Genomic DNA, 12,079 nt, shown 5'->3' with positions numbered 1-12,079 from the left:
CGGGATGCACGGCTCGTTCACCGTGTCGCGCCAATCATTCGTCCATGAGCCTGCAGGAATATCGCCGCAAGCGGAACTTCACCAGGACACGCGAGCCGTCTCCCGAAGGATCCGCGCGCGGCAAAGGGCGCGCCATCTTCGTTGTCCAGCTGCATCATGCATCGCACCGGCACTTCGACTTCCGGCTGCAGGTCGGCGATGTCCTGCGGAGCTGGGCCGTCCCCAAGGGCCCAAGCTATGACCCGAAGGTGAAGCGCCTCGCCGTCGAGGTCGAGGACCATCCCGTGTCGTATGCCGGGTTCGAGGGCGAGATCGAGGAAGGCTATGGCAAGGGGCACGTCGACACGTTCGACCGTGGCGTCTGGTCCACCGCCGGGGATGTCGAGGCGCAGCTGCTCAAAGGTCACCTCACCTTCGAGCTCTTCGGTAAACGCCTGAAGGGGAGTTGGCATCTGGTGCGTAGCGGAAAGAAGGAGCGCCAGCCGTCGTGGTTCCTGATAAAGGCGACCGACGCCTACGCGAGTGACATCGAGGCCGACGATCTGCTCGACGCGAAAATGCGGAAAAGCACGCGCCGGGCGCAGAAGGCTACCAGCGCGGGGACCGCCACGAAAAAGGTCGCCGCGACGAAAGCCTCTTCCGCGAAGACGAAGTCGCGCCGCGTTTCCGTCGCCACCTTGACCAAGGCGGCCGTCGCGCTCGAGGGAACGCGCAAGGCGAAAGCCTCCACCGATTTCTTCCCACCCCAGCTGGCGCGCTTGCGTGAAACACCGCCGCAAGGTGACGCCTGGTTGCACGAGGTGAAGTGGGACGGTTATCGCATTCTTGCCAGCGTGGCCAAGGGCAAGGTGATGCTGTGGTCGCGCAACGCCCTGCCCTGGAACGATCGCCTGCCGGAGATCGTCGCCGCCATCGAAGGCCTCGGCCTGGAGAGCGCCCGCCTCGACGGCGAACTCATCGCCCTGGATGCGCAGGGCCGCAGCGACTTCAATGCCCTCCAGCGCACCCTGTCCGGCGACATGCAGGCGCCGCTTGCGTACATGCTCTTCGACATGCCCTATCTGCAGGGCTACGACCTCGGCAAGGTCGCGCTCGCGCAGCGGAAGACCTTGCTCGAACGCCTGCTCTCGCATGCACCGCGCCTGCTCTCTTACAGCGGGCACAACCTCGGCGACGGCGACCAGGTGTTTGCCATGGCCATGGAACAGAAACTCGAAGGCATCATCTCCAAGCGCGCCGACGGCGGCTATCGCGCGGGACGCGGCGACGACTGGCTGAAGATCAAGCGCCTGGAGAGCGACGAGTTCGCGGTGGTCGGCTACACCCCGGCCAAGGGTTCCCGCCTGACGTTCGGCTCGCTGCTTCTGGCGAGGCCCGATGCGGATGGCGGCTGGACCTATGCTGGGCGGGTCGGCACAGGCTTTACCGACGAGATGCTGCGTGAGCTGGGCAAGACGCTGACGAAGGCGGGATCGAAGACGCCGAGCGTGCGCATCGATGCCGTCGATCCGACGCTGCGTGGGGCACTCTGGGTGCCGCCGACCGCGGTGGCGGAGGTCTACTACCGCGGCATCGGCAACAAGAATCTCCTGCGCCAGCCCAGCCTGAAGGCGCTACGGGTGGACAAGGCGCCCGGCGACCTGCGCGACTCCGATCGGAAGCCTGCGCCCAAGCGAGGCGCCAAAGCCGCCACCGCAAGCAAGTCCGCAGCCGCAGCCGCCGTCGCCTCGCCGGTCGTCATTACCCATCCCGAGCGCGTCGTCTTTCCCGACGATGGCATCACCAAGCAGCAGGTGGTCGATTACTACCGCGCCGTCATGCCGTGGCTCCTGCCCGCCATCGCCGACCGGCCGACTTCGACCATTCGTTGCCCAGGCGGCATCGCCTCGCCATGCTTCTTCCAGAAGCACGTGATGGCGCGCCTCGAACACGTCGGCACCGCCCGACTCAAAGAGGAGACCGGCGCGCAGGCGGTCTACCTCTATCCCAGGGACGAATCTGGCGTGATCGAGCTGGTCCAGTTCGGCGCGGTGGAATTCCACCCGTGGGGTTCGCACATCGGATCGCCCGACATCGCCGATCGCGTCGTCTTCGATCTCGATCCCGGCGAGGACGTCGAGTGGCGCCGTGTGATCGCCGCGGCGCGCATGGTCCGTGGCTTCCTCGACGAGCTGGGGCTGGTTTCGTTCGTGCGGACCACCGGCGGCAAGGGTCTGCACGTGGTCGTCCCCCTGAATCCGGGGGCCGACTGGGCCACGGTGAAGGGCTTCGCCCGCGGCTTTGCCGAAACGCTGGCGCAGCTGCATCCGCTGGAGTTCGTCGCGACGGCGAGCAAGCGTTTCCGGCGCGGCAAGATCTACGTGGACTATCTGCGCAACGGGCGCGGCGCGACCGCGGTCGCCTCCTATTCCCTGCGGTCCAGGCCGGGTGCCCCCGTCGCCGTGCCGCTGCGCTGGGACGAACTGGGCAAGCTCAAATCCGGCAACGCCTTCGACCTGGCCACCGTCCCGAAACGCCTGGCGCGCCTCAGGAAGGACCCGTGGGAAGGCATCGACGCGGTAAAACAGGACCTCGAAGCGGTCAACGAAACCCTCGCGGCACGCTAGCGGGACGATCCAAGTAAACTGCGGCCTCATTCTTCCGTGACGACCCTATGTTCGTTTCGCTCCCCCGATTCCTGCGCATCCCCCTCGCCTGCCTGCTGCTTTTCACCAGCACGGTGCTGCACGTGGGGCCGCTCCTGCTGCTGACGGCGGTCCGCCTGCTCATTCCGCTGCGCTCGATGCGCAACGCGTTTGCGCCGGTCCTGGTGCTGATCGCCGAGAGCTGGCTGAGCGTCAATAGCTGGCTGTTCGCTGCCTTCACGCGCACGCAGTGGGAGGTGGAAGGCCTGGACGGCCTGAGTACGCGTGAGAACTACCTGGTCGTCTGCAACCACCAGAGCTGGGTGGATATCCCGGCGTTGCAGCGGCTCTTCAACCGGCACATTCCCTTCATGCGTTTCTTCCTGAAGAGCCAGCTGATCTGGGTACCCCTGCTCGGGCCGGCCTGGTGGGCATTGGACTTCCCTTTCATGAAGCGTCATTCGAAGCAGGAACTGGAAGCGAAGCCGGAACTGCGCGGCAAGGATCGTGAAGCCACGCGTCGCGCCTGCGAGAAGTTCAGCCACGTACCGGTATCGGTGATGAACTTCACCGAAGGCACGCGCTTCACCAAGGCCAAGCACGACGCGCAGAAGTCACCCTATACGCACTTGCTTCGCCCGAAGGCCGGCGGCGTCGCTTTCGTGATCGATGCCATGGGCGATGCGATCCGCCAGATGCTCGACGTCACCATCGTCTATCCGGCGGGGCCAGGCACGATGATGGACTTGATCGCCGGCCGTATCCGCGAGGTCCGCATCCACATACGCCGCCTGGCCATCGATCCGCCGATGCGCGGCGACTACGAGAACGATTCGGTGTATCGCGAACGTTTCCAGAACTGGGTGAACCAGCTCTGGGCGGAGAAGGACGCGCGCATCACCGCGATGCTCGCCCGCTAAAGAGCGAGCAAGGTTCATCGACGATTGTGGGAGCCGATTCATCGGCGATTGGGTGCTTGCCGAGACCTGGCCCGCTGCCGCGGGATCGCCGATGAATCGGCTCCCACAATGAATCGGCTCCTACAGGTAGAGCAGCGGGTTATTTCGCGGCTTCTTTTGCCAGCACGTCGTCGAGCCGCTCACGCCCGGCGTCTGCGTACGTTTTGCACGTCTTGCCTTCACCCTGTTCGGGATGCGGTGTGATCAGCAGGTCGCAGGGCAGCGCGGCGACGCGGTCGAACGTCTTGCGGTACTCGGCGACATAGGCCGGGTGATCGCTGAAGCGATAGCCGTCTGCCTTGAACGCGTACAGGCTGTCGGCAAACGCGATGTTCTTGCACGACGCACCTTCGCACGACTGCCACGTCCACGCCGTACCGCCCGGTGTATGGCCCGGCGTGATGTGGGCGGTGAGCGTCAACGGCCCCACGCGCACGACACTGCCGTCGACGATATCGCCAATCGCATCGACCTTCGGATACGGCTTGTCGGTCGGGTCGTATTGGGGATCCTCCGCATACCGTCCGCCGACGCGCATCGCGGCGGCGCCCTTCGCCGTCGCGCGGACGGGTGCGCCACTGTCCTTCGACAGCTGCGCGATCGCACCCGCGTGGTCGTGGTGCGGGTGGGTGTTGAGAATCAGCTTGATGTCTTCGACGCGGAAGCCGAGCGTGCGAATGTTCGCTTCGATGAGTTTCGCGTTCGAAACATACGGGGCATCGATCAGTACATGCCCTTGCGGTGAGGTGATCAGGATGGCCGACAGGCCCTTGGTGCCGACGAAATAGGTGTTGCCGTAGACCACGTGTGGCGCGACCGGCTGGGTCCATGTCGGATTCGCGCCGATGACGACCGGTGCGGGGTCGTGGGCGAAAGCGGGCAGGGCGAGGCAGCAGGCGAGGGCGAGCAGGGTGCGGCGCATATCGGTAGTCCCTGGAAAAGCGGAGGGCAGGATAGGCGAGTGAGTGGGGCGTGGGCGTGCTTTGCAGAGGGCAACGGTGTGGCAGAAGAGCATCGCCGATGAATCGGCTCCCACAGTGAAGCCTCGGACCTCAGAAACCTCGGAGCTGAGGACCTCGGGGGATCAGGTGGCCGGGGATCGGCGTTGGCGGGCGCGCCAGAAGAGGAAGCCGGTCACAAGGAGGAAGAGGGGAAGCAGGCCGGTGAAGCAGGCCACGATGCGCCAGAGCAGGCCGCCCACCGCCGCCGAGTGGATCGGAAACAGGGCGTTGGCCAGGCGCAGGCCCGGGCCGAGTTTTGTCGCGTCGTCGCCACCGATCACGCGCGCGGCCACCGGATCCATCCACAGGGAGCTGCGGCCGTCCTTGTTCCATTCGCCGGGACGACGGACGCGCAACACCAGCGTGCCGTTGTCCTTCTGCGGCAACATCAGGCGGGTGATTTCGGCCTCGGGCGCAGCAGCCTGGGCGGCGGCGAGGACGGCCGGCCAGTCGATGTCACCGTGGCCGGCCGGCAGCTTCGGCGGCTTGGCCGGCGGCGCTTCGCCGAAGGCGGACGCCAGGCCGCTGCGCACCGCGCCGCGGTAGGCCATCGTGGTGCCCGTGCCGATCATGACGATGAGCAGGGGCAGGGCGGCGACACCGACGAAACGATGGAAGCTCGCCCAGCGCAGGACCGGCGGTTGCGTATGCGGCTTGAGGTGCCTGAGGGCCCGACGACGCCCAGGCCAGTAGAGCCACACACCCGAGAACAGCATGAACAGGCCCGTGCACGCCACGACGCCCAGGACAGTCTCACCCACTTCGCCGCTGAGCAGATGCGTATGCCAGTCCATCAGCATGAGCATCACGTCGCCCGTTTTTTCCCGGCGTAGCAGCAGTTCGCCGGTGGTCGCATCGAAGTAGCTGCGGCCACCGCCACGAGACGTCGCTTCCCATACGGGAAGCTCATCGTCCGGCAGGGAAAGCCCGCGCAGGCCCTTGCCATCCGGGGAGGCGAGCAGGGTGGCCAGCGACCGCCCTTGGGTCGCGAGATCCGGCAGGGGGCGTGCGGTGAGCTGGGGATGACCGGCCGCGAACAGCGGGTCCTCCCACAGCAGCACGCTGCCGGAAAAGGTCACCAGCGCCAGCACGAGGCCCAGGCTGAGACCGAGCCACAGGTGCATCGTTTTCAGCGCGGAACGGAAACGGCGCGGGTGCGGCATGAAGACGGCCTTGCGGGATGCGAAAGGCCGTCATCGTAGGTGCGAATGATTATCAGATCAATTAACAGGTTCTTGCGGGCACCCGAGCCTTACGTCGGCCAGTGGTTGTGCAGGATGCACTGGGTGAAGTCGGTGCGCTTGAAGCCCGGCTGCTTATAGGCCATGACATCGGCTTTCACGTTGCCGAAGGTGGTTTCCGGTTTGTTGCGCACGCCGTTGTAGAAGGCGTCGATGATGCCTTCCTTGAAGGCGCCGCCGCGCGGGTGGATCTCGGCGACGGTCTCGCGGTCGCTGGTCGCCACGTTCTCGAAGCCGAGGCCGAGCACGTCCATCTCGACGCCGGCGGTGACCAGGGCGATTTCCGGCTTCATGTGCTGCGGCACGCCGGGCGTGGTGTGCAGCGCAATCGAGGCCCAGACGATGTCGATCTGCGCCTCGTCGATGCCCTTCGAACGCAGGAAATCGCGGGCGACGTTAGCGCCATCGACTTCGAAGCGCTCGGTCTTGCTCGAATAGGCCGGGACCAGGCCCATGTCATGGAACATGGCACCGGCGTAGAGCAGCTCGGGGTCGAAGACCAGGCTCTTGGCCTTGCCGGTCAGGGCGCCGAACAGGAAAACGCGGCGGGAGTGGTGGTAAAGCAGGTCGCTCTCGGTATCGCGGACCAGATCGGTGATCTCGCGGGCGAGGGCGCTGTCGGGAATGGCGATGCCGGCAATGGTGGTGGACATGGCGTTGGGCCTCATGCGGTGGGTGAGCCTATTGGAGCCCCTCCGGCGCCCGTCTTGATTTGACGTGACGTATCATTTTCTGCCATGTTGCGTTCCATGCAGTCGCCGCCTCCCCTCACCATCGTCATCGTCGCCCCACCCGGCGTGCAGATGCTTGACGTTTCCGGGCCCGCCGACGTCTTTGCCGAGGCCAATCGTCAGGCCCGGCGCGAGGTGTACCGGGTGCTCACGGTAGGCACCGCCCCGCTGGCGGTCACCGCCTCGTCCGGCATGCGCTTCCTGCCGGACCGCAGCACCCTGGACACCCTCGACCGGATCGACACCTTGCTGGTCGCGGGGTCGCCCGACCTTTCCCGGGCCGCCACCGACTACAGCCTGATCGACTGGCTACGCCGGCACGCGGCAGTCTCGCGTCGTTACGGTTCGATATGCAGTGGCGCCCTGCTCTTCGCGCAGACCGGCCTGCTCGACGGTCGCCGTGTCACGACGCACTGGAAAGTGGCCAGCCTGCTCGCCGAGCGACACCCCACCCTGGCCGTGGAGGCGGATGCCTTCGTCGTCCGCGACGGTCCCGTGTGCACCGCGGCGGGCGTCACCGCGGGCATGGACCTGGCGATCGCGCTGGTCGAAGAAGACCTCGATCGCGACATCGCCATGGCCGTGGCGGCGGAGTTGGTGGTGTTCTACCGACGCCCCGGCGGGCAACTGCAGTTCAGCCGCCATGGCGAGGCGGCGCCCGCCGGCCGGGGTGCCCTGCAGGAACTACAGCGCTACGTGGCCATGCACCCGGCCGAGGAGCACTCGGTCACCGCGATGGCCCAACGCGTCGGCATGAGTCCGCGTCACTTCGCGAGGATCTTCCGCCACGAAGTCGGCATGACGCCGGCGGAATTCGTCGAGACGATGCGCGTGGAGGCGGCAAGACGCCTGTTGGAAGAAGGGCACGAGACACCCAAGCGTGTCGCCACCCGCTGCGGCTATGCCGATCCCAACGGCCTGCGCCGTGCCTTCATGCGCCGCGTCGGCGTCACGCCCGCCGAGTACCGCAAGCGACACGCGCACGCACGTACGGCGTGATGCCCGGCTTTCCGAACGTCAGAGCTCGATGATGCCCCGGCGCAGGGCAATGGCGACGGCGTGCGTGCGATCGTTCGCCGAAAGCTTGGCGAGGATGCTCTTCATGTGCGCCTTGACCGTTTCCTCGGCGATGCCGAGCGCCACCGCGACATCGCGATTGGCTTCCCCCGTGGCGACGTGCGTGAGCACCTGCGTTTCGCGCGGCGTCAACTCGTCATCGTCGGCATGGCCGGCCATCTCGTGGGCGATCTCCTCGGGCACACGGCGCTTCCCGTCCATGATCTGCCGGATGGTGCTCAGCATGTCCTTGCGCAGCTCGCTTTTGAGCAGGTAGCCCTGCGCGCCGGCACGAAACGCCCGCAGCGCCTGCACATCGCCGCGGTAGGTGGTGAGGACCAGGATGCGTGCATCCGGGAACTCGCCACGGATCGCTTCGATCGCCGCGATGCCACCGATACCGGGCATCTGCAGATCCATCAGGGTGAGGTCGGGGCGATGCTCGCGATAGCGCTCGATCGCCTCCTCGCCCGTGCTCGCCTCGGCGACCAGCTCGAGCTCGTCCTGGCCTTCGATGACGGCGGCAATGCCCTCTCGCAGCAGCGGATGGTCGTCGACGGTCATGATGCGGATAGGCGGCATGGTCGGAGTATAACGACACGGCCTGCACTCCGACCTTGCGAGCATCGACCCATGGCGACCCCGCGCGACAGCACGAAGGCGAAGACCCCCGGCACGATCCGCACCGGGATGGGTGGCTGGGTCTTCGCGCCATGGCGTGGGGTGTTCTACCCGGACGACCTGGTGCAGAAGCGCGAGCTGGAATACGCCAGCCGGCACGTCACCGCCATCGAGATCAACGGCACTTACTACCGTGCCCCGGATGCGGCGACGTACCGAAAATGGGCTGCGGAAACGCCCGAAGGCTTTGTCTTCTCGGTCAAGGCACCGCGCCATATCGTGCAGACGAAACAGCTAGCCACGGCAGGCGAGCGGATCGAACGGTTTGTCGACGGCGCCAGTGCGCTCGGCGACCGTCTCGGCCCGATCCTCTGGCAGTTCCTGGCCACGCGCGTCTTCGACCCCGACGACATGGCGGCCTTCCTCGACCTGCTTCCCGAGAAAGCCGGCGGCATGACGCTGCGGCATGCGGTGGAAGTGCGTAACGAGAGTTTCATGGACGAACGCTGGCTCGAGTTGGCGCGCGACCGCGGCGTGGCCACCGTGTTCACCGATTCGCCCGAGCATCCTTCCTTCGCCGACCTCACCGGGCCCTTCGTATATGCGCGCCTGATGGGCAGCCGGGCTACCGAGAAGAACGGCTATCCGGCGAAGGAACTGAAGACCTGGGCGAAACACGCCGGCACGTGGGCAGCCGGTGGCGATCCCCTGGATCTGCCTCATGTGGGCGAGGCATTGGCCAAGGGCGCGCCCCGGGACGTCTTCGTCTATTTCATCTCGGCGGCCAAGGAGCGTAACCCGGCGGCCGCCGTGGCGCTCGGCAAACTCGTCGACAACGCATAATCTCCCTCTTTTCCAAACGGACGACCCATGGACCGTCTCATCCAGAACACCCTCATCGACCTTTTCGCCGAGCACGGCGTGGCACTCGAGCCCGACGAAGACTGGTTGCTCACCGAAGGCGACGACTACCCGGCCCTGCGCGGCATCTGGCACGAAGGCAAGGACGGTGGCATGGGTCGCCTGGACCTCGATATCGTGCTCGACGAGGAGCGGACCATCGAGGAAAGCTTCGGCGGTGTCGGCGGCGGCAAGGCCGGTTGTCGCGACGCGCTGGACAGTTTTGCGCGCAACGATTTCCACGTCGTCCTGGCGGCCTGCTGGCATACGGTGAACAAGGACAAGCTCGCCGTGCATGAACTGACCGCGGGCATGCATCGCTTCAACGCGTACATCGGCGACTTCACGCTGCGCGGGGAGAAAGACGCCCCCATGGAAATACCCGAGGACGGCCTTTCCGCCCTGGAAGCGGCGATTTCCACGGCACCCCTGACCAACGACGTCCACTGGATCCGCGTGTTCTACGGCAACGTCGGTGACGGCAAGACCCAGGTCGAAGTGTTGCTCGACAACGAGCCCTGGGCCGCCGGGCACAAGGCCGTCGCCTCGGTGGACTGGCCGCAGCACGACCGCTATTACAGCCTGCGTAACTTCATCGCCCTGGTGCCGGTGGACTGAAGCGTCCGCGCCTCAGGCGATGGAACCGCCTCCGTCCACGACGATCGTCGAGCCCGTGGTGAACGGCGTCGCTGCGGCGTAGAGAACGGCGTTGGCGATGTCTTCGGGCTCGCCGGCGCGCTTCGCCGGAAGCTTTTCGGCCACCGCGGCAAACATCGCTTCGCGCTTGTCGTCATCCATGCCGCTCCAAAGCGGTGTGCGGATCATGCCGGGCGATACGGCGTTGACGCGTACCGGCGAGAATTCGAGGGCCATGCCGCGCACCAGGCTCTCAAGCGCCGCGTTGATCGCCCCCTGCAACACCGACGTGGCGCTCGGCCGGACCGAAAGGAAACCCGAGACGATCGTCAGCGAGCCCCCGTCGCGGATCCGCGCCGCGCGGGCGACGCGATACGCACCCCAGAACTTGCTCTCCATGGCGGTGTGCGCATCTTCCAGGGACAACTGACGCACGGGACCGCTCGGCGTCTTTGCCGCCGACACCACGACGTGGTTCCAGGTATGCGCGGCCAGGAAGCTCTCGACCGCCAGCGCGTCGCCCGTGTCCAGCACCTGGGACCGTGAGCCGTCGCCGATCTCCTTCAGCGCCGCCGCCAGCTTCTCGCCGGAACGCGAGGCGATGGTGACGCGCGCACCGGCCGCGGCGAAGGCCTTTGCGGTGGCCAGGCCGATACCGGAGCTGCCGCCGACCACTAGGACGTCCTGGTTCGTGAAGGAGAACATGGTGAGCCTCTGCAAGCGGGAAGAAGGTGGGAACACTATGATCCTTGCCCGAGAGCCGACAAAGGCTCGTGACGCCGAAAGACTCTTGCCCGGGGCCGAAGAATGATCGACAACCTGTTGGAGCTGACTGTGTTCGCCCGCATCGTTTCGGCGGGCAGCCTTTCCGGCGCGGCCCGTGAACTCGACCTCTCCCTGGCCGTGGTGAGCAAGCGCCTGAGTGCGCTGGAAACACGGCTTGGCGTCCGCCTGCTCCAGCGCACCACGCGACGGCAGTCGCTGACCGAGGAGGGCGAGGCCTTCCATGCCCGCTGCGTACGCATCCTGGCCGAAGTGCAGGAGGCCGAGGCGGCGGTGTCGCGCAGCCGCGATGCGGTCGCTGGCGTACTGCGAGTGACCGCGCCACGGGCGTTCGGACGTCGCCGGATCGCACCGCTCACGGTGGCCTTCCGCCTGGAGCATCCCGGACTCAGCGTGCATCTCACACTCACCGACGCCCTGGTGGATATCGTCGACGAAGGCGTGGACCTGGCCATCCGCTTCGGCAGCCTGGCCGACTCGTCGATGATCGCCCGTTCGCTGGCACCTAATTTTCGCGTGCTGTGCGCGGCGCCTTCCTATCTTGCACGGCGCGGCCTGCCGGCCGAGCCCGTGGCCCTGGCCAGTCATGACTGCATCGTGTTCGGCGAGCAACCCACCCGCGAGTGGCATTTCCAGCATGCGGGCGAGCCTGTCTCGGTACGCGTCAGTCCCGCCTTCATCACTAATGACGGCGAGGCCGCTCACACGCTGGCCCTTGCGGGCGGAGGCATCGTGCAGAAATCGATCTGGGATGTCGGCGACGATCTCGGCAGCGGGCGCCTGGTGCGCGTGTTGCCCGATTACGCGATTCCTGCTGCGCCGTTGCAGGCCGTGTATGCGAACGCGCAGCACCTGGCGCCGAAGGTGAGGCGCTTTGTGGATTTCTGTGCGGAGCGATTGAAGGACGAGTGGCGCTGGGGGACGTAGAGCATCGCCGATGAATCGGCTCCCACAGGGAGCAGGGTCTTGCCTAGATTTGTAGGAGCCGATTCATCGGCGATCCCGCGGCAGCGGGCCAGGTTTCGTCGCGGAATCATCGCCACGCTTCGCAGGGATCGCCGGCATAGCCGGCTCCTACAACACCCCAGACCACTCCTCAGGCTTCATGATCGCGAACAAGCCATCGCGCGCCGTCCGTCGCGCCAGCCTAAGCACTTCCGCATCGCGCGAGAACAACACGCTCGCGCCCGATGCCGCGGCAAGCTCCAGGAACTTCTGATCGTCCGGATCGCGGCACCTCGGTAACGCCACGCCAGGTGACGCACCCGGCGTCGCGCCAGCCTCGTCCAACCCGGAACCGTCCAGCAACGTCACCAGCCGATCGAAACGCGACACCGCTTCCTCGCGCTGCGCTTCATCGAGTTTCAACGCCGGATACGCCAGGACGCCCAGCCATTCGTCGCGGCAATCCACGCGTGTCACCGCTTCGACCGTACCCGCGGCGAGCGCCGCGACGAGTGTCGCGGCGCGTGGATCGTCGAACACGAAGGCGTCGAGACAGACATTGGTGTCCAGCACGACGCGCAT

General features: G+C 66.2%; 12 protein-coding genes. 6 read left to right on the top strand and 6 right to left on the bottom strand.

What is annotated here, in order from left to right:
• The first annotated feature begins 44 nt into the window (after positions 1-44).
• The gene (gene ligD, locus BJI69_RS08015; RefSeq protein ID WP_046968391.1) at positions 45-2,606 is read left to right on the top strand and encodes a DNA ligase D; all 2,562 of its coding nucleotides are present in this window, start codon (positions 45-47) and stop codon (positions 2,604-2,606) included.
• 47 nt (positions 2,607-2,653) lie between these two features.
• The gene (locus BJI69_RS08010; protein ID WP_046968392.1) at positions 2,654-3,544 is read left to right on the top strand and encodes an acyltransferase; all 891 of its coding nucleotides are present in this window, start codon (positions 2,654-2,656) and stop codon (positions 3,542-3,544) included.
• A gap of 139 nt (positions 3,545-3,683) precedes the next feature.
• Here the strand turns inward: BJI69_RS08010 and bla are convergent, their stop codons facing one another.
• The 3 genes from bla to BJI69_RS07995 form a co-directional block, all read right to left on the bottom strand.
• Positions 3,684-4,505: a subclass B3 metallo-beta-lactamase gene (gene bla / locus BJI69_RS08005; RefSeq protein WP_052767265.1), complete on the bottom strand. Its 822-nt coding sequence runs from the start codon at positions 4,503-4,505 to the stop codon at positions 3,684-3,686.
• Positions 4,506-4,667: 162 nt separating this feature from the next.
• On the bottom strand, positions 4,668-5,747 hold the full coding sequence (locus BJI69_RS08000; protein ID WP_046968393.1) for a PepSY-associated TM helix domain-containing protein: 1,080 nt from the start codon (positions 5,745-5,747) through the stop codon (positions 4,668-4,670).
• 89 nt (positions 5,748-5,836) lie between these two features.
• Positions 5,837-6,478, bottom strand: a complete 642-nt coding sequence (locus BJI69_RS07995; protein WP_046968394.1) for an HD domain-containing protein — start codon at positions 6,476-6,478, stop codon at positions 5,837-5,839.
• 84 nt (positions 6,479-6,562) lie between these two features.
• On the opposite strand from BJI69_RS07995, the gene BJI69_RS07990 reads away from it, so the two are divergent.
• Positions 6,563-7,555 carry a GlxA family transcriptional regulator gene (locus BJI69_RS07990; protein WP_046968395.1) on the top strand — a complete coding sequence of 331 codons (993 nt, stop codon included), beginning with the start codon at positions 6,563-6,565 and terminating at the stop codon, positions 7,553-7,555.
• Between the two features lie 18 nt (positions 7,556-7,573).
• On the opposite strand, the gene BJI69_RS07985 is transcribed toward BJI69_RS07990, so the two are convergent.
• On the bottom strand, positions 7,574-8,194 hold the full coding sequence (locus tag BJI69_RS07985; RefSeq protein ID WP_046968396.1) for a response regulator: 621 nt from the start codon (positions 8,192-8,194) through the stop codon (positions 7,574-7,576).
• Positions 8,195-8,245: 51 nt separating this feature from the next.
• Between BJI69_RS07985 and BJI69_RS07980 the strand changes: the two genes are divergently transcribed.
• Positions 8,246-9,076, top strand: coding sequence for a DUF72 domain-containing protein (locus tag BJI69_RS07980; RefSeq protein WP_046968397.1), 831 nt, complete (start codon positions 8,246-8,248; stop codon positions 9,074-9,076).
• Positions 9,077-9,103: 27 nt separating this feature from the next.
• Positions 9,104-9,751, top strand: a complete 648-nt coding sequence (locus BJI69_RS07975) for a DUF6348 family protein (RefSeq protein WP_046968398.1) — start codon at positions 9,104-9,106, stop codon at positions 9,749-9,751.
• A gap of 12 nt (positions 9,752-9,763) precedes the next feature.
• On the opposite strand, the gene BJI69_RS07970 is transcribed toward BJI69_RS07975, so the two are convergent.
• Positions 9,764-10,474: an SDR family oxidoreductase gene (locus tag BJI69_RS07970; protein ID WP_046968430.1), complete on the bottom strand. Its 711-nt coding sequence runs from the start codon at positions 10,472-10,474 to the stop codon at positions 9,764-9,766.
• A 102-nt stretch (positions 10,475-10,576) separates the two neighbouring features.
• Between BJI69_RS07970 and BJI69_RS07965 the strand changes: the two genes are divergently transcribed.
• Complete coding sequence (locus BJI69_RS07965; protein ID WP_046968399.1) at positions 10,577-11,479, top strand: LysR family transcriptional regulator; 903 nt, start codon at positions 10,577-10,579, stop codon at positions 11,477-11,479.
• A 147-nt stretch (positions 11,480-11,626) separates the two neighbouring features.
• Here BJI69_RS07965 and BJI69_RS07960 read toward each other — a convergent pair whose 3' ends face one another.
• Complete coding sequence (locus tag BJI69_RS07960; RefSeq protein WP_125903011.1) at positions 11,627-12,079, bottom strand: putative toxin-antitoxin system toxin component, PIN family; 453 nt, start codon at positions 12,077-12,079, stop codon at positions 11,627-11,629.

Origin of the sequence: Luteibacter rhizovicinus DSM 16549, from assembly GCF_001887595.1 — a bacterium.
Classification (GTDB): domain Bacteria; phylum Pseudomonadota; class Gammaproteobacteria; order Xanthomonadales; family Rhodanobacteraceae; genus Luteibacter; species Luteibacter rhizovicinus.
Note: the sequence above shows the minus strand (reverse complement) of the source record. Positions and strands in the feature narration are given on the sequence as shown.